21 protein-coding genes and 1 tRNA gene are annotated in these 21,954 nt (G+C 70.5%); 14 read left to right on the top strand and 8 right to left on the bottom strand.

What is annotated here, in order from left to right:
• Positions 1-82 precede the first annotated feature (82 nt).
• The 5 genes from ACWCQK_RS05230 to ACWCQK_RS05210 all read left to right on the top strand — a co-directional run bounded on the left by ACWCQK_RS05230 (position 83) and on the right by ACWCQK_RS05210 (position 5,051).
• Complete coding sequence (locus ACWCQK_RS05230) at positions 83-430, top strand: hypothetical protein (protein WP_451152083.1); 348 nt, start codon at positions 83-85, stop codon at positions 428-430.
• Positions 427-1,320, top strand: a complete 894-nt coding sequence (locus ACWCQK_RS05225; protein WP_451152081.1) for a bifunctional DNA primase/polymerase — start codon at positions 427-429, stop codon at positions 1,318-1,320. Before ACWCQK_RS05230 ends, ACWCQK_RS05225 begins: the two co-directional genes overlap by 4 nt.
• A complete protein-coding gene (locus tag ACWCQK_RS05220; RefSeq protein WP_451152079.1) occupies positions 1,317-1,748 on the top strand; it encodes a hypothetical protein in 432 nt (143 codons plus the stop codon). The genes ACWCQK_RS05225 and ACWCQK_RS05220 overlap by 4 nt, the downstream gene beginning before the upstream one ends.
• On the top strand, positions 1,745-2,992 hold the full coding sequence (locus ACWCQK_RS05215) for a DUF3631 domain-containing protein (protein WP_451152077.1): 1,248 nt from the start codon (positions 1,745-1,747) through the stop codon (positions 2,990-2,992). The genes ACWCQK_RS05220 and ACWCQK_RS05215 overlap by 4 nt, the downstream gene beginning before the upstream one ends.
• Before the next feature lie 544 nt (positions 2,993-3,536).
• The gene (locus ACWCQK_RS05210) at positions 3,537-5,051 is read left to right on the top strand and encodes a LacI family DNA-binding transcriptional regulator (protein WP_451152075.1); all 1,515 of its coding nucleotides are present in this window, start codon (positions 3,537-3,539) and stop codon (positions 5,049-5,051) included.
• 118 nt (positions 5,052-5,169) lie between these two features.
• Here ACWCQK_RS05210 and ACWCQK_RS05205 read toward each other — a convergent pair.
• The 3 genes from ACWCQK_RS05205 to ACWCQK_RS05195 all read right to left on the bottom strand — a co-directional run bounded on the left by ACWCQK_RS05205 (position 5,170) and on the right by ACWCQK_RS05195 (position 7,155).
• Positions 5,170-5,243 (bottom strand) — tRNA-Pro (locus ACWCQK_RS05205).
• A 33-nt stretch (positions 5,244-5,276) separates the two neighbouring features.
• Positions 5,277-6,062 carry a Pr6Pr family membrane protein gene (locus ACWCQK_RS05200; RefSeq protein WP_451152073.1) on the bottom strand — a complete coding sequence of 262 codons (786 nt, stop codon included), beginning with the start codon at positions 6,060-6,062 and terminating at the stop codon, positions 5,277-5,279.
• 166 nt (positions 6,063-6,228) lie between these two features.
• Entirely contained in the window at positions 6,229-7,155 is a 927-nt protein-coding gene (locus tag ACWCQK_RS05195; RefSeq protein ID WP_451152071.1) for a metallophosphoesterase, read from the bottom strand.
• A 109-nt stretch (positions 7,156-7,264) separates the two neighbouring features.
• Here ACWCQK_RS05195 and ACWCQK_RS05190 point away from each other — a divergent pair, with 109 nt between their 5' ends.
• Positions 7,265-7,729, top strand: a complete 465-nt coding sequence (locus tag ACWCQK_RS05190) for a GatB/YqeY domain-containing protein (protein WP_451152069.1) — start codon at positions 7,265-7,267, stop codon at positions 7,727-7,729.
• 274 nt (positions 7,730-8,003) lie between these two features.
• On the opposite strand, the gene ACWCQK_RS05185 is transcribed toward ACWCQK_RS05190, so the two are convergent.
• The gene (locus tag ACWCQK_RS05185; protein ID WP_451152067.1) at positions 8,004-10,292 is read right to left on the bottom strand and encodes a transglycosylase domain-containing protein; all 2,289 of its coding nucleotides are present in this window, start codon (positions 10,290-10,292) and stop codon (positions 8,004-8,006) included.
• A 408-nt stretch (positions 10,293-10,700) separates the two neighbouring features.
• On the opposite strand from ACWCQK_RS05185, the gene wblA reads away from it, so the two are divergent.
• Positions 10,701-11,039 carry a transcriptional regulator WblA gene (wblA, locus tag ACWCQK_RS05180; protein ID WP_385775918.1) on the top strand — a complete coding sequence of 113 codons (339 nt, stop codon included), beginning with the start codon at positions 10,701-10,703 and terminating at the stop codon, positions 11,037-11,039.
• 121 nt (positions 11,040-11,160) lie between these two features.
• On the opposite strand, the gene ACWCQK_RS05175 is transcribed toward wblA, so the two are convergent.
• Complete coding sequence (locus tag ACWCQK_RS05175; protein WP_451152065.1) at positions 11,161-12,564, bottom strand: ArsA family ATPase; 1,404 nt, start codon at positions 12,562-12,564, stop codon at positions 11,161-11,163.
• Positions 12,561-13,538, bottom strand: a complete 978-nt coding sequence (locus ACWCQK_RS05170) for an ArsA family ATPase (RefSeq protein ID WP_451152063.1) — start codon at positions 13,536-13,538, stop codon at positions 12,561-12,563. Before ACWCQK_RS05170 ends, ACWCQK_RS05175 begins: the two co-directional genes overlap by 4 nt.
• A gap of 333 nt (positions 13,539-13,871) precedes the next feature.
• Here ACWCQK_RS05170 and ACWCQK_RS05165 point away from each other — a divergent pair, with 333 nt between their 5' ends.
• The 4 genes from ACWCQK_RS05165 (at position 13,872) to ACWCQK_RS05150 (ending at position 16,597) form a co-directional block, all read left to right on the top strand.
• A complete protein-coding gene (locus tag ACWCQK_RS05165; protein WP_010986011.1) occupies positions 13,872-14,033 on the top strand; it encodes a DUF4177 domain-containing protein in 162 nt (53 codons plus the stop codon).
• Positions 14,030-14,497: a RidA family protein gene (locus ACWCQK_RS05160; RefSeq protein ID WP_451152061.1), complete on the top strand. Its 468-nt coding sequence runs from the start codon at positions 14,030-14,032 to the stop codon at positions 14,495-14,497. Before ACWCQK_RS05165 ends, ACWCQK_RS05160 begins: the two co-directional genes overlap by 4 nt.
• A 391-nt stretch (positions 14,498-14,888) precedes the next feature.
• Positions 14,889-15,770: an NUDIX hydrolase gene (locus ACWCQK_RS05155; RefSeq protein WP_451152059.1), complete on the top strand. Its 882-nt coding sequence runs from the start codon at positions 14,889-14,891 to the stop codon at positions 15,768-15,770.
• Entirely contained in the window at positions 15,767-16,597 is an 831-nt protein-coding gene (locus tag ACWCQK_RS05150; RefSeq protein WP_451152057.1) for an MBL fold metallo-hydrolase, read from the top strand. The genes ACWCQK_RS05155 and ACWCQK_RS05150 overlap by 4 nt, the downstream gene beginning before the upstream one ends.
• Before the next feature lie 30 nt (positions 16,598-16,627).
• On the opposite strand, the gene ACWCQK_RS05145 is transcribed toward ACWCQK_RS05150, so the two are convergent.
• The gene (locus tag ACWCQK_RS05145; RefSeq protein ID WP_451152055.1) at positions 16,628-17,449 is read right to left on the bottom strand and encodes a nucleotidyltransferase domain-containing protein; all 822 of its coding nucleotides are present in this window, start codon (positions 17,447-17,449) and stop codon (positions 16,628-16,630) included.
• Between the two features lie 225 nt (positions 17,450-17,674).
• The gene (locus ACWCQK_RS05140) at positions 17,675-18,349 is read right to left on the bottom strand and encodes a Crp/Fnr family transcriptional regulator (protein WP_351138581.1); all 675 of its coding nucleotides are present in this window, start codon (positions 18,347-18,349) and stop codon (positions 17,675-17,677) included.
• A 251-nt stretch (positions 18,350-18,600) separates the two neighbouring features.
• On the opposite strand from ACWCQK_RS05140, the gene nth reads away from it, so the two are divergent.
• From nth to ACWCQK_RS05125, 3 genes are all read left to right on the top strand, one after another.
• A complete protein-coding gene (gene nth, locus ACWCQK_RS05135; RefSeq protein ID WP_451152053.1) occupies positions 18,601-19,542 on the top strand; it encodes an endonuclease III in 942 nt (313 codons plus the stop codon).
• A 417-nt stretch (positions 19,543-19,959) separates the two neighbouring features.
• The gene (locus ACWCQK_RS05130; RefSeq protein ID WP_451152051.1) at positions 19,960-20,655 is read left to right on the top strand and encodes an NUDIX hydrolase; all 696 of its coding nucleotides are present in this window, start codon (positions 19,960-19,962) and stop codon (positions 20,653-20,655) included.
• A 98-nt stretch (positions 20,656-20,753) separates the two neighbouring features.
• Complete coding sequence (locus ACWCQK_RS05125) at positions 20,754-21,953, top strand: MarP family serine protease (RefSeq protein WP_451152049.1); 1,200 nt, start codon at positions 20,754-20,756, stop codon at positions 21,951-21,953.
• Position 21,954: the final 1 nt, after the last annotated feature.

Genomic DNA, 21,954 nt, shown 5'->3' with positions numbered 1-21,954 from the left:
AAGGGCGGCCCCTCCGTCTCGCCAAAGTCGCGGGGCCGCCCTTGCTCACCAGCATCCGTTCAAGGAACTGGAGACATTCAGCATGACCGATCGCACCGACATGCCGCGAGTACCGGAAGGCGCCGACCGTGTGACCCTGGTCCGCACCGAGCCGGCGCCGGATGGCAGCACCGTCCTGGTCCTGCTCACCGTGGGCCCACCGCTCACCCTGATCGAACACCGCATGGCCCTGGACCCGTACCTGACCTGGTCCCTGCTGCACACCCTCACCCGCGACCTGGACGGCATCGAGCCCCCCGGACCCAACCCCGAAACCGTCGCGTACCTGGCCGCGCTGCGCACCGGCGACCCGGACGCCCTCAACGCCGCCCTCAACGGCTACAACCACCGCCTCCTCAGCCTCTGGGCAGACGGAGGCGCCGCCGCATGAACGCGCCCCTGCTGAACACCGCTCTGACGACGGCACAGCGCGGTTGGCACGTCTTCCCCCTGCGCCCCGGCACCAAGCGACCCGCGCTGCACGGGGAAGCCGCCTGCACCCGCACCGGAGCCTGCGAGGCAGGCCACCGTAAGTGGGAGCAGCGGGCCACGACCAACCCGGACCGCATCCGCGCCACCTGGTCCCGCGGCCCGTTCAACGTCGGGATCGCCACCGGCCCCTCCGGGCTGCTGGTCGTCGATCTCGACATGCCAAAGGACAACAGCAATGCGGACGCGCCTAGCGGCGCGGCGACCTTTGGGGCGCTCTGCGAGCGCACCGGGCAGCCCGTCCCCGCCACCTACCGGACGCGGACCGCGAGCGGCGGGGAACATCTGTTCTTTGCCGCGCCGGAGAGTGCCCGGCTGGGCAACACGGCGGGCAGTCTCGCACCGCTGGTCGACACCCGCGGATGGGGTGGCTACGTCGTCGCCGCCGGCAGCACCACACCCGCCGGCCCCTACACCGTCAACGACGACACCACGCCCGCAGAGCTGCCCGCGTGGCTGCTCCGACTGCTGGAGTCGCCGCCGGCGCCCCAACCGGCCGCGCCGTTCGCGTGGCCGACGATCAGCGGCAGCCGCGCCGCCATCGCGGCTCTGGAGCGGGAGTGCCGGGCGGTGCTGGGATCGCCGGAGGGGGCGGGCAACATCACGCTCAACAGGTCCGCCTTCAAGGTGGGGCGCTTTGTCGCGTGGGGCGACCTCCCGCGGCAGGTGGTGGAGGAAGCCTTCCAAGCGGTGGGGGAGTCGCGCGGACTCACCGTTGCCGAGTGCCGCGCCACGATCCGCAGTGCCCTGGACAGCTCCCTGCGCAAAGCCCGGCCCCGGGATGCGGCATGAGCACCCCACCCCATCCCCCCTTGGAAGGCCAGCAGACAGCCCACACCGGCCTGGATGGCGCCGAACCGGCCCAGGTTCGGCTGGCCGTGGGCGCTCGAAAGGGCGTCGCCGAAGGCGTCCCCACTGCTCTTTCACGCCCGAAGCGGTTCCCTGACACCCGCAAAAACCACGGCAGCGAAGACCCCACTCCGGAGCGGCCCGGTATCCGCATCTACGCCCCACCGCTCTACCGCTCCCACGACGACCGGGCTCGCTGGTGGAAACAGCACGGCGACACCCCCACAGCCGCATACGCCTGCACCTGCGGGCAGACCGGCACCGCCTGCGGCGTCCCGAACGTGGCCGCTCTCGTAGCGGAGTACGCCAACCACAAGACCGCCTGCGCGGGAGCTCCCGCGTCCCTGTCCGAAAGGAGGGCCGCCGCATGACCGAAATCATCGACGGGGCCGCGCTGCTGGACGAGGTGGAAGCCTTCCACCGCCGGTTCAACGTCTTCCCCACCGAACACGCCTATGTCGCCGTCGCTCTGTGGGATGCACACGCCCACCTGATGGACGCACTCGACGGCACCGCCCGTATCGCCTTCCTCAGCCCCGAACCGGGCTCGGGGAAGTCACGGGCACTGGAGATCATCGAGACCCTCACCCCGCGCTCCGCGACCACCGTCAACGCCTCCGCGAACGCCCTGTTCCGGCTCGTCTCCGCAGACGAAGGCACCCCCACGCTGCTGTTTGATGAGATCGACACCGTGTTCGGGCCCAAAGCGGGCGGGAACGAGGAAGTCCGCGGGTTCCTCAACTCCGGTTACCGGCGCGGTGCGAAATCCCTGCGCTGCATCGGGGACGGGTCCGATCAGAAAGCCGCGTTCCTGCCGTCGTTCTGCGCGGTCGCCATGGCTGGGCTCGGCTCGCTGCCGGACACGATCCTGACCCGCTCGGTCATCATCCGCATGCGGAAGAAGGCGCGTAACGAGACGTGCGAGCCCTACCGGCGCCGCGTCCATGAGAAGCAGGGCCACGCCCTGCGGGACCGGCTCGCGGACTGGGCCGCCCCTCTGCACGACCGGATCGCCGAAGCGTGGCCGGAGATGCCGGAGGGCGTCACGGACCGGCCGGCGGACGTGTGGGAGCCGCTGCTGGCGGTGGCGGACGCGGCCGGCGGGCACTGGCCCGAGCGGGCCCGCGCCGCCTGCGTCGCGCTCATCAAGGCCGCGGGAGAGGGTGAGGAAGCCTCGCTCGGGGTGCGGTTGCTGACCGACCTGCGCGACCGCGTGTTCTGCGGAGTCGACAAACTGCCCACCGCCGCGATCCTCGAAGTCCTCCACGGGATCGATGACGCGCCGTGGGCCGACATGAGCGAGGACGGGCAGTACATCAAGCCCCTCACCGCCCGTGCCATGGCCAAGCTCCTGAGCCAGTACGTCCGTTCCGACAACAAGCCGATCAAGCCCAAGGGAATCCGCGTTGGCAGCACGACCCCGAAGGGCTACTACGCGGAGGATCTCAGCGACGCGTGGGCCCGCTACTGCCCCCCTCCCCCTGGAAAGTCCGCAACAGCCGCAACAGCCGCAACACCGCAGGTCAACGGGGGTGAATTTGTGGCGGATACCCCTTCTGAGAGCCGCCACATGTTCGCGGAATCCGACACACGCACCCTTCGCAGCGTCGGCTGACACTGCCCGCCCAATAGGTGCCGCCGCGCCCCGCGCGGCGGCACCTATCCGCAACACAAACGGCATCCGCCACAGATTCAAGCCGCTGACCTGCAGTGTTGCGGCGTGGCGGATGTTGCGGATCCCCAGAAGGCAAGAGACGACGTGTGGTGAGGGGACGTGATGGTGCAGAAGGATTTCGGACTCCCGAAGAGCTACTCGGCTGCCGATGTGGCGGCATCCCTCGGGTGCTCTGAGTGGTGGGTCAAAGAGCAGGCTCGACGCCGGCGCATCCCTTTCATGCGGAGCGGAAGCGGCTACCGCTTTACGAACGATCACATAAAGGAGATCTTCCACATCCTTGAGGAGCGCCCCAGCGAGGACAGTCCTGCTGAGGGCAGCACACCTACGCCTCGACGTCGCGCGAAGACGCAAGCAGGTGGGCCTGTGGTGCAGCTCCGAGCGCGCAGGCCGCGACGCACACGAAGCGCCGCCTGACAGACCGAAGATCGCGGTGGGTGGGAGCCGGCAAGCTTCCACCCACCGCTCTGTCGTGAGAGGGAGCATGGGGTTCGCAGAGGACCGCGGCACGTACTGGCGTGGCCGCTACAAGATCTCAGCTGGCAAGTACGGCACAGTTGCTGACGAGAGTGGTGACACTGTCCGCTTCCGTACGAAGCGTGAAGCCAAGCAAGCCGCTGATGCCGAGGAAGCGAAGGTGCGTTCGGGCGGCTGGAAGGACCCAACGGCCGGACAGATCAAATTCGGTGAGTACGCCTCGCGCTGGTACGCGGCGCAAGATCTAGCCGCGTCCACCATGCAGAACTACCGCCGCCACCTGGAAGAGCACCTTCTCCCGGAGTTCGAGGATCGCCCACTCGCCTCAATCCAGCGCGTGGACGTCGATGCGTGGGAGAAGAAGGAGAAGGCGCTCTACGCCATTTCGAGCGTCAAGACATGGCGCGGCACTCTTCATCTGGTCCTCGAAGACGCGATGGACGACGGACTCATCAGCGCCAACCCCGCCACCAAGCGCCGAGGCAGGGGAAAGCGCGCCGGGCGCTCGCGAGACCGAGGACCCGAGAAAGTGGTCACTGACCCCCTCGGCATCCTGCTGTGTGCGGAGCGCGCCTCTCTGCTCTCCGGGCGCGATGACGAGTTTGTTGCTGTCGTGACCAAGGGCTACACGGGCATGCGATGGGGCGAAATCGTGGGCTTGGAGACGAAGTTCGCTCGCCGCGGGGTCGTGCGCGTGGAGTGGCAGCTCTACGAACTCGACTCAGGAGAGTTCGAGCGCTGTCCTCCCAAAGACGACAGCTACCGCACCCTCGACGCGCCGGCATGGCTCAGCCGCCTGTGGGCCAGTCACGTAGCCCGTACGCAGCCGAAGCCCTGCGCCTGCCACGGCAACACGTACGTCTTCCGCGGGCAGGGCGTGTCCCGTACAGGGGAGACCGGAGCGAAGGTGGTTGACGTGGCTAGACGGGCCGGCGTCTCCACCGGCACCGTCTCCAATGTTCTCAACCGGCGCGATGCCGTGGCCGAGACCACCAGGGAGCGAGTTCGGGAAGCCATCGACGCTCTCGGATTTACTCGCGGTGGTGGCGCCATCGACCAGGCCGAGCACTGGCGGCGGAACGGGTTCGCCACATGGCTGTTCACGCCGGCCGTCTCCGGCTGGTACCCGAAGAAGGCACCGCAGGAGGCACGACCCGTACCGGTAGTGGCCGATCCCTGGCCCGGTGTGCCAGCGCGGGGGAGAGGAGCGTCAGCGCGAGCGGACACCTGCTGGGTATCGATCGCGAAGGGGCTTACTCCACATGGGCTGCGACATACCCACAAGACACGCATGGAGGGATTCCGCACCCCGCCGAAGCTGATGGATGAGCGTATGGGCCACATCGACGGCTCTGTGCAGGCGCGCTACTCGCACATCACCCGCGAGATGCGTGCGGAGCTGCTGGCGAACCTCACCTCCGAGTGGGAGGCGTCCCTCGATGCTCGGATCGCGATGTGCCCGACGTCGCCGGTTGCTGTGCTCAACGACCTCTTGCGGGAGCGTCTGAGAGCGCGTCGGTAGTGCCGTCTGGGGAGAGGAATTCCAAGATCTTCTCCCAGATTTCTCCCAACGGGCCCAGGGAACCACTCAGGGGCCTGATCCGCTATGCGGATCAGGCCCCTGACCTGGTGTCTAGCTGTCGGGGTGGCGGGATTTGAACCCACGACCTCTTCGTCCCGAACGAAGCGCGCTGCCAAGCTGCGCTACACCCCGATGTCGCTGCTTGTCGCGGCGACGTCGTTTACTTTAGCCCACCGGTGGCCGGAGACGAAATCCGGTTTTGCCGGGGTGGCGCCGAGGGTTGGGGCGGACGTGGTCGATGATCACGAAGAGGACGGCCAGGGCGTAGAAGGACAGGCCCAGCAGGAGCGCGTTGGCAAGCGTGCTCCTGTAGCCGTGGTGGTCCACGTCGAGGAACGGGTAGAGGTAGCGGCCGGGCGTGCCGGGGTTGATCAGTTCGCCACGGCCCAGGGAGAAGACCAGGTAGGCCACGGGGTAGAGGAGCCAGGCGCTGGCCTGGCGCAGGTGCAGCCGGCCGGGGGTGGTCAGGAGCAGCCAGTCCAGGAGTGCGGCGGCCGGGGTGACCGTGTGCAGGATGTGGCTCGCCAGTGCCTGCCATCGGGTGTGCACGTCGGGCGCGCTCGTCAGGGAGAACGGGGTCGCCGTGTCGGTCAGGAGCAGGTGGTGGACCAGCGCGGCGATGGTGACGTAGAGGAGGGTGGCGCCCGTCAGCGTGGCGGGGAGGGGGCGGCGGGCCAGCCAGGCCCTGCGGGCCGCCAGGATCATGACCACGGCCAGCAGGATGTTGCTCTGGATCGCGAAGTGGCTCAGGACCCGGACCGGGGTGCCGATGAACAGGTCGATCGTCACGCCCAGGGCGGCCGTGGCGGTGATCAGCAGGCGGTAGACGGCGGCCAGTGGACGGTGGGTGGGGCTCGTGACCGCCGTGGCGGGCACGTGCGAGGGGAGCAGCGTGGACATGCCCGGGATCGCGGGGAGGTCGGGGATGTCCCTGGGTATCGGGGCGGTCATGCCCTCACGGTAGGTAAAAGCCGCATATCAGGCGATGTGGGTGCGCCATGTGGGTGACGACTCGGACTTCACCCATGGGTGAGCCATGGGAGAGCGGCACCCATCAAGAGGGTGCCGCCCGAGAGTGTCGCCCAAGCCGTCCCCGCCCGGCCCGGCCCACCAGGGTCTAGTCCCGGCTCACCAAGGTCAGCAGGGTCGACTCCGGCGGGCACGCGAACCGTACCGGCGTGTAGCGGCTGGTGCCGCAGCCGGCCGAGACGTGCAGGTAGGACGTGCGGTCCTCGGCCGTGTGCGCCGACAGGCCCTTGACCCGGTCGGTGTCCAGGTCGCAGTTGGTGACGAGGGCACCGTAGAAGGGGATGCACAGCTGGCCGCCGTGGGTGTGGCCGGCCAGGACCAGCGGGTAGCCGTCGGCCGTGTAGGAGTCGAGCACCCTCAGGTACGGGGCGTGCACCACGCCCATCGAGAAGTCGGCGGAGGCCGACGGGCCGCCGGCCACCTGCGCGTAGCGGTCCCGCTTGATGTGCGGGTCGTCCACGCCGGTCAGCTCGATCGAGACGCCCTCGACCTTCAGGGTGCCGCGGGTGTTCGTCAGGTTGAGCCAGCCCGCCCCGTCGAAGCCGTCGCGCAGGTCCTCCCACGGGTTGTGGACCACTCCCACGGCGGCCGCGTTGCCGTTCAGGCCGTGGCGGCCGCTGGTCCGCTCCAGCAGGTAGCGGGCGGGGTTGCGCAGCGTGGGGCCGTAGTAGTCGTTCGAGCCGAAGACGTACGCGCCCGGGAAGTCCATGAGCGGGCCCAGCGCGTCCAGGACCTCCGGGACGGCCTCCGGGTCGGAGAGGTTGTCGCCCGTGTTGATCACGAAGTCGGGGCGCAGGCCCGCCAGCGAGCGCAGCCAGCGCTGCTTCTTGCGCTGTCCGCCCACCATGTGGATGTCGGAGACCTGGAGCACGCGCAGGGGACGCATCCCGGGTGGAAGGACGGGGACCGTCACTCGTCGGAGGCGGAAGGAACGGGCCTCGAACCCCGCCGAGTAGACGAGTCCGGCGGCCGCGACCGCCGTGATGCCCAGGGGTACTCCGTATCGCGCGCGCATACGACCATCGTGTCAGACCCCGTCCGTGTGCCGTACCCGGCCGCCCCCTTGTGGACCTCCCTTTAAATCAACGGGCGTTCCTCCTCGTACACCTGCGACAATCGGACGCATGACCACGCTCAAGTCGAAGTTGCAGGAAGACCTCAACGCCGCGATCAGGGAGCGCGATGAGCTCCGCTCCTCGACTCTCCGGCTGACGCTCACCGCGATCACCAAGGAGGAGGTCGCGGGCAAGGAGAAGCGCGAGCTCTCCGACGACGAGGTGCTCAAGGTGATCACCAAGGAGGCGAAGAAGCGCCGTGAGGCCGCGGACGCCTTCGAGCAGGGTGGTCGCGCCGAGTCGGCCGCGCGGGAGAAGGCGGAGGGCGAGCTGCTCGCCACGTACCTGCCCAAGCAGCTGTCCGACGAGGAGCTGAACCAGATCATCGCCCAGGCGGTCCAGGAGGCCAGGGCGGCCGGCGCCGAGGGGCCGCGGGCCATGGGCGCCGTCATGAAGATCGTGAACCCGAAGGTGGCCGGACTGGCCGAGGGCGGCCGGGTGGCCGCCGTCGTCAAGCAGCTCCTGGCCGGCTGAGCGCACCGACTGCTGCGGCTGTCCGACGGCCCCGCCCGGCTGCCCGGCTCCGTCCGCGCCACGGACGAGCGGCCCGATGGACGAAAGGCCTCACGTACGCGTGGCTCCCTTCCCCGTGGGGACAGCAGACGAACGGCCCCCTCCTCCCGGAAGGGAGAAGGGGGCCGACGTTGTTTCGGGCCGGAAGCGGGGCCAGTAGCGGGGCCGAAGTCAGGCGCCGGGGTCAGGGCCCGGGGGCAAAGCCCGGGCCCTGGTCAGTGCCCGGGCTACCGGCTCAGTCGCGGCCCCCGGTCCCGTTGCGGCCGCCGTTGTTCTGGCCCTGGACGAATCCGTCGGGGAGCGAGAACGTCGGGTTCGGGACGGTGCCGCCGTTCGCGCCGTTGTTCGCGCCGCCGTTCGTCAGGCCGGCGATGAGACCGCCGATGGGGTTGCCGTTGTTCCCGCCGGGGTTGCCGTTGTTGTCCCCGTCGCCCTTGTCCTTGTCCTTCTTCTCGGGGTCCGGGATGTCGACGAGGTTGAAGGACTCGACGTTCTGACCCGTCAGGGCGCCGGTCATGGCGTCCTTCCAGATCGGGCCCGGGACCTCACCGCCGTAGACGAGCGGGCGGTAGACGCCGCCGATCGTGATGTTCTTCATCTGGACCTTCTGGGAGGCGCTGCCCACCCAGACCGCGCCCGACAGGTTCGGCGTGTAGCCGACGAACCAGGCGTTCTTGCGCTCGTCCGTCGTACCCGTCTTACCGGCGCTCTCGCGGTCGGTGAGGCCGGCCTGCTGGCCCGTACCGGAGTCGACCACGCCACGCAGCAGCGTGTTCACCGTGTCGGCCGTCTTCTCGCTCATCGCGCGCGAGCACGTCGACTTCGGGATCTCCAGCGACTTCTGCTGCATGCCGACCTTCTGGGAGATCGACTCGATGGCGATCGGCGAGCAGTACATGCCCCGGGAGGCGAAGGCGGCGTACGCGCTCGCCATCGTCAGCGGGGACAGGCCCACCGCGCCGAGGGCGATGGAGGGGCTCTCGGGGAGCTTGGTGCCGTTGCCCTGCGTCACGTGCAGCGCGTCGGTCATCTTGACCACGGGGCACAGACCGATGTCGGAGATCATCTGGACGAAGTACGTGTTGACCGACTTCGCCATGGCCTCCTTCAGCTGGTACGGCCCCTTCTCCGACTCGCTCTCGTTCTCGACCTTCTCGCCGGTGCGGTTGGTCCACGGGTTGCTGCCGCAGGTCTGCACCGGGCTCGGGTAGTCCATGTCGTACGGCGACGAGTACTCCTGCGTCGCGGGCCTGCCGCCCTCCAGCGCGGCCGCCGCCACGAACGGCTTGAAGGTCGAACCGGTCGGGAAACCGTAGTTCGAACCGCCCATCACGGAGTTGACCGAGAAGTTGTACTCGGTCTCGTTCTTGCCGTAGCCGTACGGCTTCGACTGGCCCATCGCGACGATCTTGCCGCTGCCGGGCTCGACCAGGGTGGACGCCGCGGCGACCTTGTCCGCCTTGTCGACGTGCTCCTTGAGCGAGGCCTGGACCGACTCCTGGGCCTGCGGCCGGAGCGTGGTGCGGATCGTCAGACCGCCCTGGTTCCAGAGCTTGGCCCGCTTCTCCTTCGTCTTGCCGAAGACCGGGTCGTTGAGGAAGACCTTCTCGACGTACTTGCAGAAGAAACTGGCGCCCCGGGCCGCGGTGATGCAGCCGTTCTTGGGCTGGCTGACCGCCAGCTTCAGCGGTGCTTCCTTGGCCTTGTCCGCCTCGGCCTGGGAGATGTCGCCGACCTCGGCCATGCGCTGGAGCACGACGTTACGGCGCTTGGTGGCCTCCGCCTCGTCGTTCACCGGGTCGTAGCGGCTCGGGGACTGCACGATGCCGGCCAGCATGGCCGACTCCGGGAGGGTGAGGTCCTTGGCGTGCTTGGAGAAGTAGCGCTGAGCGGCCGCCTCGACGCCGTAGGCCTGCTCGCCGAAGAACGTGATGTTCAGGTAGTTCTCGAGGATCTTCTTCTTGCCGAGCTCCTCCTCCACCTGGATCGCGTACTTCAGCTCCTTGATCTTGCGACCGAGGGTCTGCTGGGTGGCCTGCGCGACCTTGGTCGGGTCGTCGCCCGCCTCCTCGACGAAGACGTTCTTCACGTACTGCTGCGTGAGCGTGGAGGCGCCCTGGGCGACACCGCTGCTCTGCACGTTCTTGTTGAGGGCGCGCAGGACGCCCTTCAGGTCGACCGCGCCGTGCTGGTAGAAGCGCGAGTCCTCGATCGCGACGATCGCCTTCTGCACGTACGGCGACATGTTCTTGAGCTCGACCACCGTGCGGTCACGGGAGTACACCGTGGCGATCTGGCCGCCCTCGGCGTCGAGGATCGTGGTGCGCTGGCTCAGCGGCGGCGTCTTCAGGTTGGCCGGGAGCTCGTCGAAGCTCTCCACCGACCCCTTGGCGGCCAGACCCAGCGCGCCGAAGGCGGGCAGGGCGATACCGGCCAGGACGGCTCCCGCGAGCACGCTGACACCTAGGAACTTGGCGGCCTGCTGTGTTGCCGACAGGCCACCGCCCGAGCGCTTCTTTGGCATGAGGGCAGCCTACGTTCTCATTCGCCGGACACGCGTATATGCCTTGGCCTAAGCTGCTCTCAACTGTCACAGCAGTAGGGCTACGTATCAATACGTCCGGCGACCCCGAATCGTTCCGGAGGTTCCCCAACTTTTTTGGTGGGGGCGTGTCCGAATCCGCCTCCTGTGTCACCTGGCGCCCGTTGTGACTCGACAGAACTGTCCCGTTTCGCCGGGATAGTCGCGCATGTCGCCAGCTCACTCCCCCGGGTGATCTGCCGCTTACCCATAGTCCGTTCGGGCCATTCAAGATTGGGCCCGAAGGGGGTGTTGCGCTGTCCCCGCCTTCCGTAACGTCCTCAACTGGCGGCGGTGAATATGCCGCTGCCGCCGTGGGGGAGCCTCGATTCGGGAGAGGACGGCGCCGGTATGGGCTGGGTAACCGACTGGAGTGCGCAGGCCGCCTGCCGCACTACCGATCCGGATGAACTGTTCGTGCAGGGAGCAGCGCAGAACAGGGCCAAGGCGGTGTGCACCGGATGTCCGGTACGCACGGAATGTCTGGCCGATGCGCTCGACAACCGCGTCGAGTTCGGCGTGTGGGGAGGCATGACGGAGCGGGAGCGCCGCGCACTGCTGCGCAGGCGGCCCACCGTGACCTCCTGGCGCAGGCTGCTGGAGACGGCGCGTACGGAGTACGAGCGCGGTGCCGGCATCGTGTCGCTCGACGACGACGAGGTGTACGAGAACTACGCGGCGGTGGGCTGAGCTCCCCAGCGCCGACCCGATGGCTCCCTCGACTCAGCGGTCGGCGGGGGCCGGGTCCGACTCGACTGCCGACGGGCTCACGCTCGACTCAGTCGTCCGTTCCACTCAGTCGTCCGCGGGCTCAGCCGTCGGTCGGCTCGGGCAGCTCCGGCCGGTGGGCCGCGAGCCGGTTCCCGATGTTCCGCAGTCCTACGAGGTCGTGCACGTCGCCGGGCAGCGCGCCCACTTCGACGACCGCCACCTCGGGGTGGAGCGCGGTGAATCGATCACGTGTGCGCTGCTCGCGGGAGAGCAGTTGCATACGTTCGGCGTGCAGACGCAGCAGGCCTGCGGTGAGCTGCTCGACGCTGTGGTCGGCGGTCTGGTCAGCGCTGTGCTCGCCCCTGTGGTCGGCGCCGGTGGGCGGGTCGGTGGCCGGGAGGCCGGGCCGGGATGCGGAGGACTCTGAACTGCCGTACGTGTCGGGAGAGTTACGAAGTCCAGCTTTCCCGCCGTCCTGATCCACAATGCGGGGCTCGTCAAGATTTTCCGCCGCGGGGTCGGCGGGCTCGGCGGCGAGGTCGAGATTCTCGGCGGCGGCGAGTGCCCGCTCGGCCGAGAGCCGGGCGGCTCCGCTGCCGTGGACCCGGTTGAGCACCAGGCCCGCCAGCGGCATCTTCTCGGCGGCCAGCCGCTCCACGAAGTACGCGGCCTCGCGCAGTGCGTCCCGCTCCGGGGCCGCCACCACGAGGAAGGCCGTCCCGGGCGCCTGGAGCAGCTTGTACGTCGCGTCCGCGCGCGTACGGAAGCCGCCGAAGGTCGTGTCCATCGCGGCCACGAACGTCTGTACGTCCTTCAGCAGCTGACCGCCCAGCAGCTTGCCGAGGGTGCCGGTCATCATCGACATCCCGACGTTCAGGAACTTCATGCCCGCGCGGCCGCCCAGCTTCGCCGGCGCGGTCAGCAGCCGGATCAGCCGCCCGTCCAGGAAGGATCCCAGCCGCTTCGGCGCGTCGAGGAAGTCGAGCGCCGAGCGGGACGGCGGCGTGTCGACGACGATCAGGTCCCACTCGTCCCGGGCCCGCAGCTGCCCGAGCTTCTCCATCGCCATGTACTCCTGCGTGCCCGCGAAGCCCGCAGAGAGCGACTGGTAGAAGGGGTTGTTGAGGATCGTGGCCGCTCGTTCCCGGTCCGCGTGCGCCTCGACGATCTCGTCGAAGGTGCGCTTCATGTCGAGCATCATGGCGTGCAGCTCGCCGCCGCCCTCCACGCCCTTGACCCGCCGTGGGGTGTTGTCGAGCGAGTCGATGCCCATGGACTGGGCCAGCCGGCGGGCCGGGTCGATGGTCAGGACGACGACCTTGCGGCCCCGCTCGGCCGCGCGCAGGCCCAGCGCCGCCGCGGTGGTGGTCTTGCCGACCCCGCCGGAGCCGCAGCAGACGACGATGCGGGTCCCGGGGTCGTCGAGCAGCGGATCGACGTCGAGCAGGCGCGCCGGGGAGAGGCGACGCGCGGTGTCCTGCGCGGGCGTCGGGTCCGGGCTCATGACATCCCCTGCTTCCGCAGCTCGGTGGCCAGTTCGTACAGTCCCGCCAGGTCCATGCCCTCGGCGTGCAGCGGCAATTCGTGCAGCGGCAGGCCCAGCTCGCCCAGGACGGCGCGCTGCTCGTGTTCCAGGGCGTACCGCTCGGCGTACTCCTCGGCCTGCGCGAGCAGCGGGTCCACCAGGCGTTCTGCGTTCCCGCCGCGCCGGGCGCCGCCGAGCCCGGCGCCGGACAGCGTGCGCGCCAGGGCGGTGCGCGGCACCGTCCGTACGAGTTCCAGGTCGGCCGCGTCCAACACCTCGGGCCGCACCATGTTCACGATGATCCGTCCCACCGGCAGCCGGGCGGCCCGCAGCTCCGCGATGCCGTCGGCGGTCTCCTGGACCGGCATCTCCTCCAGCAGCGTCACCAGGTGCACGGCCGTCTCCGCCGACTTCAGCACCCGCATCACGGCCTGTGCCTGATTGTGTATCGGCCCGATTTTCGCCAGGCCCGCCACCTCGTCGTTGACGTTGAGGAAGCGGGTGATGCGGCCCGTGGGGGGCGCGTCCATGACGACGTAGTCGTAGATGAACTGTCCGGCGCGGTCCTTCCTGCGCACCGCCTCGCACGCCTTGCCGGTCAGGAGTACGTCTCTGAGGCCGGGCGCGATGGTGGTGGCGAAGTCGATCGCGCCGAGTTTCTTCAGCGCCCGCCCCGCGCCCCCGAGTTTGTAGAACATCTGGAGGTAGTCCAGAAGGGCCAGCTCGGGGTCGATGGCGAGAGCGAACACCTCCCCGCCCCCGGGTGCGACGGCGATCTTCCGCTCGTCGTAGGGCAGCGCCTCCGTCTCGAAGAGCTGCGCGATGCCCTGCCGGCCCTCGACCTCGACGAGAAGCGTCCGCTTCCCCTCGGTCGCGAGGGCGAGCGCGAGTGCGGCGGCGACCGTCGTCTTTCCGGTCCCGCCCTTGCCGCTGACGACCTGGAGCCTGCTCACGTCTTCGAGCGTAACCAGTCCGCGCCCGAGCCAACCGGCAGGCTGTGGACAAGAGGGGCGAGACTCGGCCACATGGCCCGGGCTCCGCGGGGCGCCGGTCGGCCACTCGGCGGGTGGGGGAGACGGTGACGGGCGGCCCGCCCGGCCGGGGCACGGCGTGACGGGCGGCGGCCCGGCCGGGTGGGGGAGGCGCGCCGGGCCGCGTTCCGGCCGGGTGCGGTCGGGCCCTTCCCACCGGTGGGGACCGGGTGACGGCCGGTCCTTCGGCCGGGGTGCGGCGCGGGCCGTGGTCGGCCGTCCGCCGTGCCGACCACAGCCGATACAGTCGCCCACATGACCAAGTGGGAATACGCAACCGTGCCGCTGCTCGTCCATGCCACGAAGCAGATTCTGGACACCTGGGGCGAGGACGGCTGGGAGCTCGTCCAGGTCGTGCCCGGGCCGAACAACCCCGAGCAGCTCGTGGCCTACCTGAAGCGGGAGCGGCAGGCGTGAGCGCGGCCGAGGCGAGGCTGGCCGAACTGGGCCTGACCCTGCCGGAGGTCGTGCCGCCGCTGGCCGCGTACCAGCCGGCCGTGCAGTCCGGCGTGTACGTGTACACCGCCGGCCAGCTCCCGATGGTGGAGGGCAAGCTTCCGGTCACCGGCAAGGTGGGCGCGGAAGTCACCGCGGAGGAGGCCAAGGCACTGGCCCGCACCTGCGCGCTGAACGCGCTGGCCGCCGTGAAGTCCGTCACCGGCGACCTGGACCGCATCGCGCGCGTGGTGAAGGTCGTCGGCTTCGTGGCCTCGGCGTCCGACTTCACCGGTCAGCCCGGTGTCGTCAACGGCGCCAGTGAGCTGCTGGCCGAGGTGCTCGGCGAGAAGGGCGTGCACGCGCGCAGCGCGGTCGGCGTGGCGGTGCTGCCGCTGGACGCGCCGGTGGAGGTCGAGATCCAGGTGGAGCTGACGCACGCGTAACCGCTCCCGGGAGCTCCGCCGGACGACTGCGGGCCTCCGTGGGAGGGGCAGCTGTGGGGCCGCCGCGGTTGGCCGGCGGGAGCTCCGTGCGAGCTCGGTCGTGGAGGGTCCGGACCATCCGCGGGGGTTTGCGGGAGGCCGGCGGGAGTCGCTGGCCGTCCGTGGGTGGTCGGTGGGAATCCTGACCGTCCGTGGGAGGCCGGCGGAGCGTCCGGGTATCCGCGAGCGGTCCGCGACAGGTCCGCGACGGAGCAGCCGGGGGAAGTCCGTGGCAGGTCCGTGGGGTTCGCCCGGGCCTTCCCGGGGTCGCCGAGGCTTGCCTCGGGCGCTCCCCCGGGGGCCCGTGATCGTGCCCCTCGAACATCCGCGCGCTACGGGATAGCCTCCGCCCATGGCGAATGGGCAGGCGAATGGGCAGTGGTTTCCCGCGGACTGGCCGGAGCGCATCCGTGCGCTCACGGAGGGCACGCTCACGCCGGTGACCCCCCGGCGCGCGGCCACCGTCATGCTCCTGAAGGACACCGCCGACGGCCCCGTCGTGCACATGCTGCGCAGACGCGCCTCCATGGCCTTCGCCGGAGGCGCGTACGCGTACCCGGGCGGTGGCGTCGACGCCCGTGACGACGACCACCTCGTCCGCTGGGCGGGCCCCACGCGCGCGTGGTGGGCCGACCGGCTCGGCGTCGACGAGAAGGCGGCCCAGGCGATCGTCTGCGCGGCTGTACGGGAGACGTACGAGGAGGCGGGCGTCCTGCTCGCCGGACCGAGCCCGGAGACGGTGGTCGGCGACACGACGGGCGACGACTGGGAGACCGACCGCGCGGCCCTCGTCGCCCGCGATCTCTCCTTCGCCGAGTTCCTCGACCGCCGTGGCCTGGTCCTGCGTTCCGACCTCCTCGGCGCCTGGACCCGCTGGATCACCCCGGAGTTCGAGTCCCGCCGTTACGACACCTGGTTCTTCGTCGCCGCCCTCCCCGAAGGCCAGCGCACCCGCAACGCCTCCACGGAGGCCGACCGCGTGGTGTGGATCCGGCCGAGGGAGGCGGCGGACGCGTACGACAAGGGTGAGCTGGTGATGATGCCGCCCACCGTGGCGACCCTGCGCCAGCTGGTCCCCTACCCGACCGCCGCCGAGACGCTCGCCGCAGCGCCCGGCCGCGACCTGACGGCGGTGCTGGCCCGCGCGACTCTGGAGAACGGCGACATCGTGCTCTCCTGGCCCGGCCACGGCGAGTTCACCAAGCACATCCCGACCGGTGGAGCCCCCGAATGACGGACGCAGCAGCCCTTCCCGGCCAGCCGCGCGGCGGGGTCCTCTCCGGCCCGGCCACCGCGCGGGCCGTCAACGTCCTGGCGCCCAACGCCTCCGCGATGACCCTGGACGGCACGAACACCTGGATCCTCGCCGAGCCCGACTCCGAACTGGCCGTCGTGGTCGACCCGGGGCCGCTCGACGACGGTCATCTGCGCGCGGTCGTGGACACGGCCGAGAAGGCCGGCAGACGGGTCGCGCTGACCCTGCTGACGCACGGCCACCCCGACCACGCCGAGGGCGCCGCCCGCTTCGCCGAGCTGACGGGCACGAAGGTCCGGGCCCTGGACCCCGCGCTGCGACTGGGCGACGAGGGGCTGGGCTCCGGGGCCGTGATCGAAATCGGTGGCCTGGAACTGAGGGTCGTACAGACGCCCGGCCACACCGCGGACTCCCTCTGCTTCCATCTCCCGGCCGACCGGGCCGTCCTGACCGGTGACACGATCCTTGGTCGCGGTACGACGGTGGTGGCGCACCCCGACGGCCGTCTGGGCGACTACCTGGACTCCCTGCGGCGGCTCAGGTCGCTCACGGTCGACGACGGCGTCCACACGGTGCTGCCGGGCCACGGGCCCGTCCTGGAGGACGCCCAGGGGGCCGTCGAGTTCTATCTCGCCCACCGCGCCCACCGGCTCGCCCAGGTCGAGACGGCCGTGGAGAACGGCCACCGCCGGCCGACCGAGGTCGTCGCCCAGGTGTACGCGGACGTCGACCGGTCGCTGTGGCCGGCGGCGGAGTTGTCGGTGCGGGCGCAGCTGGAGTACCTGGAGGAGCACGGGCTCATCTAGCCGGTCGCGCCATGGGCCCGGGTCCGGGCCTCAGTCGGGCCTGGGCGCCTTGACGCCGTGCACGCGCGTGTACTCCTCGGCGAGCCACGGGCCGAGGTCGTCGACGTACGACCGCAGGACGTCCGGGGCGCCGGTCGGCTCGTACCCGCGCGCCGCCGCGTCCCGCAGCTGCCGGGCCCGCCCGGGGTAGTAGCCGCCGAACGCCTCGGCCATCTCGCGCAGGTCGCTGGTCCAGCCGTTCCAGCGGGGCATGACGAGGGTGAAACCGGTGCGGACGAGGTGCCGGGACATGAAGCGGACGAGGGGCCTCCGGGCTGCCTCGGTGTCCTCGGCGGTGGCGATCCGCTCCCGCCAGCGAGGCAGGAGGAGGGCCAGGTCGCCGTTCGTCTCGCGGGCGAGCAGCGGGTCGGGACGGTAGCGCGGCAGACGGACCGCCAGGTCCTCGCCCAGGAGCGGGGTGCACAGGCAGGCGAGGAACCAGCCGAGGTCGTATCGCTCCAGTTCGCTCAGCACCCGTGCCCGCCCGAACAGCAGCGTGCCGCCCCCGTCGATCTGCGGGAACTCCTGGTCGAGTGCCTCGTCGAGCGCCCGTGCGCGGGCACGGTCCGCGTCGGTGGGCTCCTCGCGCAGCACGACGAGCAGGTCCAGGTCGCTGCGTCCCACGCGCGCGGTGCCCCGTGGGATCGACCCGTAGAGGTACGCGCTGTGCAGCCCTGCCCCGAACACCGCCGGCAGCCGGTCCCGGGCCGCGGCGACCACGGGCCGGTAGTCGTGCGCCACGCGCGCGAGGGAGCCTTCGCGCGCGATGTAGCCCCGCGCGTCCAGCCCGGGGCGGTGAACGGTTTCGGTCATGCGTTCACTGTGCCGGGGGACGCGGGACGGCGCGGCTGGTTTTCGCGGGTGGGGCGACCGTCCGCGAGTGGCTGACGGTCGCCGCCGTGCGTCCAGAGGTTGACGGGCGCCGTGCGTCCAGGGGACTGACGCCCGCCGTGCGTCCAGGGGACTGACGCCCGCCGTGCGCCCAGGGGACTGACGGTCGCCATGCCCCGGGGGCTGAAGGCCGCCCTACGTCGGGGGTCAGCGCGAGCGCTTCGCCAGCCGCTCCACGTCCAGCAGGATCACCGCGCGTGCCTCCAGCCGGAGCCAGCCGCGCTGGGCGAAGTCGGCGAGCGCCTTGTTGACCGTCTCGCGCGAGGCGCCGACGAGCTGGGCCAGCTCCTCCTGCGTCAGGTCGTGGACGACGTGGATGCCTTCCTCGGACTGCACGCCGAAGCGCCGGGAGAGGTCCAGCAGGGCGCGGGCCACGCGGCCCGGGACGTCCGAGAAGACCAGGTCGGACATGGCGTCGTTGGTCTTGCGCAGCCTGCGGGCGACGGCGCGCAGCAGCGCGGTGGCCACCTCGGGGCGGGCGTTCAGCCAGGGCTGGAGGTCGCCGTGGCCGAGGCCGAGCATCTTGACCTCGGTCAGCGCGGTGGCCGTCGCCGTGCGCGGGCCCGGGTCGAAGAGCGACAGCTCACCGATGAGCTCGCTGGGGCCGACCACGGCGAGCATGTTCTCGCGGCCGTCGGGGGAGGTGCGATGCAGCTTGACCTTGCCCTCGGTGACCACGTAGAGCCGGTCGCCCGGGTCGCCCTCGTGGAAGAGGGAGTCGCCGCGTGCCAGGGTCACCTCACTCATGGAGGCGCGCAGCTCCGCGGCCTGCTCGTCGTCGAGTGCCGCGAAGAGCGGGTTGCGCCGCAGAACGTCGTCCACGAGTTCTCTCCTTGTCGACCTGCTCAGGGGATCTTGCTCCCCGGTGTACCAGGGGACCGTGTTCCCCGTTTTGCCGGACGGTCCAAACAGTGTGATCTGTCACAAGGATGCCGCACACGTGTCCCGAGGTAAGCGGCAGGGGGCCAATTGGGCGCCGATCTTCGAGGTCCGAGGCGGATGTCGGTGCCGGGCTTTAGGCTGGCCGGGTGTCCAAATCGCCGGTGAGAGCACAGGCCAAGGGGGCTGGACGGGTGGTTGTACGGCGTGATTCCGCTGTGGGCGAACAGGAGTCCGGTGGCGGTAGGAAAACGGCGAAGGCGGCAAGGCCGACGAGAGCGACCAAGCCGGTCAAGGCGGTAAAGACGGAAGAGGCGGTGGCGGCGAAGCCGGTGAAGAAGGCTGCCGTCAAGCCCGCGAAGGCCGAGTCCTCCACCGCCCTCGTCCGCCGCGCCCGCCGCATCAACCGCGAGCTCGCCGAGGTCTACCCCTACGCCCACCCCGAGCTGGACTTCGAGAACCCCTTCCAACTGCTGGTCGCCACGGTCCTGTCCGCCCAGACCACGGACCTCCGGGTGAACCAGACCACGCCCGCTCTCTTCGCCAAGTACCCCACCCCCGAGGACCTGGCGGTCGCCAACCCCGAGGAGGTCGAGGAGATCCTCCGCCCCACGGGCTTCTTCCGGGCCAAGACCCGGTCGGTGACAGGGCTCTCGAAGGCGTTGGTCGAGCAGTTCGGCGGCGAGGTCCCGGGCCGGCTCGAGGACCTCGTCAAGCTGCCCGGCGTCGGCCGCAAGACCGCCTTCGTGGTGCTCGGCAACGCCTTCGGACGCCCCGGCATCACCGTGGACACGCACTTCCAGCGCCTGGTGAAGCGCTGGCGGTGGACCGACGAGAGCGAGCCGGACAAGATCGAGGCCGCCGTCGGCGCGCTCTTCCCCAAGAGCGAGTGGACGATGCTCTCGCACCATGTGATCTTCCACGGCCGCCGGATCTGCCACGCCCGCAAGCCCGCCTGCGGCGCCTGTCCCATCGCCCCGCTCTGCCCCGCGTACGGCGAGGGCGAGACGGACCCGGAGAAGGCGAAGAAGCTCCTCAAGTACGAGAAGGGCGGCTACCCGGGCCAGCGCCTGAATCCCCCGCAGTCCTACCTGGACGCGGGCGGCAGGCCGGCCCCGCCGCTGGGGGCCGGATGAGGAGACGACCGGGGCGGCGGGAGCGGCGAGCGGCATCGCGGGAGCGCCGGCCGACTGCGCGAGGCCGTCGGCACTGGCGGTCGGCTGACGGGGAGTCGGCGGCCGGCGGGGACGAGCGGGCGACCGGCACGGAGCTTGCCACCCGGGCGCGGGCCCGCACCCGAACCCGCACCCGAACCCGAGCCCGCGGTCGAACCGCGAGGGGGCGATGGGGCGACCGGGTCAGCTGGGACGGTCGGGTCAGCTGGGACAGCCGGGTAGACCAGGTCGGCAGGGACGGCCGGACCGCAAGGCGCGGCCCCGCGATCCAGGGCGTCCGACATGTCGGGTATATCCAGAATGACCGCAGCCGTCGCGACGCCCGGAACGATTCGCGGGCCGTGGTGCGTTGGAGCAGGCAGGACGACAGGGGTGGCGATGACGCGGGCGAGTGACACGCAGGGCGGGCCGGTGGCGCTCAGCAAGAGCGGGCTGCCCGACTGGCTCGACCCGGTGGTGCACGCCGTCGAGACGGTCGAGCCGCTTCAGCTGAGCCGCTTCCTGCCGCCGGAGAACGGCGCGGGACGGCAGTCCGCCGTCCTCATCCTCTTCGGCGAGGGGGAGCGCGGTCCCGAACTGCTGCTGATGGAGCGCGCCAGCTCGCTGCGCTCCCACGCCGGGCAACCCTCCTTCCCCGGCGGCGCCCTGGACCCGGAGGACGGCGACCCGAAGGCCGACGGGCCGCTGCGCGCCGCCCTGCGCGAGGCCGAGGAGGAGACCGGCCTCGACCCCGGCGGTGTCCAGCTCTTCGGCGTGCTGCCCAAGCTGTACATCCCGGTCAGCGGCTTCGTCGTCACCCCGGTGCTGGGCTGGTGGCGTGCGCCGAGCCCGGTCGGCGTCGTCGACCCGAACGAGACGGCCCGGGTCTTCACGGTCCCCGTGGCGGATCTCACGGACCCCGGGAACCGCGCCACCACCGTCCACCCCAGCGGTCACCGAGGTCCGGCATTCCTGGTCGAATCGGCCCTGGTGTGGGGTTTCACGGCCGGCGTCATCGACCGACTGCTGCACTACGCGGGCTGGGAGCGTCCCTGGGACCGGGAGAAGACAGTGCCACTCGACTGGCGGTCATGACAGGGTGTCCACCGTGCTGTGTCCATCCGGGGGACAACCCCCGGACCTCCCGCGGCCGTCTGGAGTGACCCGAAAGTGTTGAGGCGAGGCCTGAAGCGGTGAACGTGCTGGACATCCTGCTGCTGGTCGCGGCCGTGTGGTTCGCGATCGTCGGCTATCGCCAGGGATTCGTCGTCGGCATCCTGTCGGTGATCGGCTTCCTGGGCGGCGGTCTCGTCGCCGTCTACGTGTTGCCCGTCATCTGGGACTGGCTGACCGATAACTCGGAGGTCAGTACCACGGCCGCGGTCGTCGCGGTGGTCGTCGTCATCGTCTGCGCCTCCGTCGGGCAGGCCCTGACCACCCACCTGGGCAACAAGCTGCGGCGGTACATCACCTGGTCCCCGGCCCGCGCGCTGGACGCGACGGGCGGCGCCCTCGTCAACGTCGTCGCCATGCTGCTGGTCGCCTGGCTGATCGGCTCGGCGCTGGCCGGCACCACCCTGCCGACGCTCGGCAAGGAGGTCCGCAGCTCCAAGGTGCTCCTCGGCGTCTCCCGGGCACTGCCCGCCCAGGCCGACACCTGGTTCGCCGACTTCTCCTCGGTGCTCGCGCAGAACGGCTTCCCGCAGGTCTTCAGCCCGTTCGCGAACGAGCCGATCACCGACGTGCGGCCCCCGGACCCGGCCCTCGCCAACAGCGCGGTCGCCCTGCGCGCCCAGCGTTCCATCGTCAAGGTCACCGGCACCGCCGAGAGCTGCGGCAAGGTTCTCGAGGGCTCCGGCTTCGTCTTCGGCGACCGCCGGGTGATGACCAACGCCCATGTCGTCGGCGGCGTGGACGAGCCCACCGTCCAGATCGGCGGCGAGGGCCGGCGGTACGACGCCACGGTCGTCCTCTACGACTGGCAGCGCGACATCGCCGTACTCGACGTACCGGACCTCGAAGCGCCCGCACTGCAGTTCTCGTCCGCGGACGCCGCGAGCGGTGACAGCGCGATCGTCGCGGGCTTCCCGGAGAACGGCTCGTACGACGTGCGCGCCGCGCGCGTGCGGGGGCGCATCTCGGCCAACGGGCCGGACATCTACCACCACGGCACCGTGCGTCGCGACGTCTACTCGCTCTACGCGACCGTCCGCCAGGGCAACTCCGGCGGCCCGCTGCTCACGCCCGACGGCAAGGTGTACGGCGTGGTGTTCGCGAAGTCGCTCGACGACGCCGACACGGGGTACGCGCTCACCGTCGACGAGATCCGGCAGGACATCGCCAAGGGACGGAGTGCGAACCAGCAGGTGAGCAGCGACAACTGCGCGCTGTAGT

The organism is Streptomyces sp. NPDC002306, from assembly GCF_053593435.1.
The sequence above is the reverse complement of the archived record's forward strand: the minus strand, read 5'-3'. Positions and strand labels throughout refer to the sequence as shown.

What these genes read in the sequence shown, in the direction of transcription:
- ACWCQK_RS05185 (WP_451152067.1), bottom strand. Translation starts at nt 10,292, where the DNA reads ATGCCAAAGAAGCGCTCGGGCGGTGGCCTGTCGGCAACACAGCAGGCC.
- wblA (WP_385775918.1), top strand. Translation starts at nt 10,701, where the DNA reads ATGGGCTGGGTAACCGACTGGAGTGCGCAGGCCGCCTGCCGCACTACC.
- ACWCQK_RS05130 (WP_451152051.1), top strand. Translation starts at nt 19,960, where the DNA reads ATGACGCGGGCGAGTGACACGCAGGGCGGGCCGGTGGCGCTCAGCAAG.
- ACWCQK_RS05155 (WP_451152059.1), top strand. Translation starts at nt 14,889, where the DNA reads ATGGCGAATGGGCAGGCGAATGGGCAGTGGTTTCCCGCGGACTGGCCG.
- ACWCQK_RS05165 (WP_010986011.1), top strand. Translation starts at nt 13,872, where the DNA reads ATGACCAAGTGGGAATACGCAACCGTGCCGCTGCTCGTCCATGCCACG.
- ACWCQK_RS05210 (WP_451152075.1), top strand. Translation starts at nt 3,537, where the DNA reads ATGGGGTTCGCAGAGGACCGCGGCACGTACTGGCGTGGCCGCTACAAG.
- ACWCQK_RS05215 (WP_451152077.1), top strand. Translation starts at nt 1,745, where the DNA reads ATGACCGAAATCATCGACGGGGCCGCGCTGCTGGACGAGGTGGAAGCC.
- ACWCQK_RS05200 (WP_451152073.1), bottom strand. Translation starts at nt 6,062, where the DNA reads ATGACCGCCCCGATACCCAGGGACATCCCCGACCTCCCCGCGATCCCG.
- ACWCQK_RS05145 (WP_451152055.1), bottom strand. Translation starts at nt 17,449, where the DNA reads ATGACCGAAACCGTTCACCGCCCCGGGCTGGACGCGCGGGGCTACATC.
- ACWCQK_RS05190 (WP_451152069.1), top strand. Translation starts at nt 7,265, where the DNA reads ATGACCACGCTCAAGTCGAAGTTGCAGGAAGACCTCAACGCCGCGATC.
- ACWCQK_RS05195 (WP_451152071.1), bottom strand. Translation starts at nt 7,155, where the DNA reads ATGCGCGCGCGATACGGAGTACCCCTGGGCATCACGGCGGTCGCGGCC.
- ACWCQK_RS05225 (WP_451152081.1), top strand. Translation starts at nt 427, where the DNA reads ATGAACGCGCCCCTGCTGAACACCGCTCTGACGACGGCACAGCGCGGT.
- ACWCQK_RS05175 (WP_451152065.1), bottom strand. Translation starts at nt 12,564, where the DNA reads ATGAGCCCGGACCCGACGCCCGCGCAGGACACCGCGCGTCGCCTCTCC.
- ACWCQK_RS05220 (WP_451152079.1), top strand. Translation starts at nt 1,317, where the DNA reads ATGAGCACCCCACCCCATCCCCCCTTGGAAGGCCAGCAGACAGCCCAC.
- ACWCQK_RS05230 (WP_451152083.1), top strand. Translation starts at nt 83, where the DNA reads ATGACCGATCGCACCGACATGCCGCGAGTACCGGAAGGCGCCGACCGT.
- ACWCQK_RS05150 (WP_451152057.1), top strand. Translation starts at nt 15,767, where the DNA reads ATGACGGACGCAGCAGCCCTTCCCGGCCAGCCGCGCGGCGGGGTCCTC.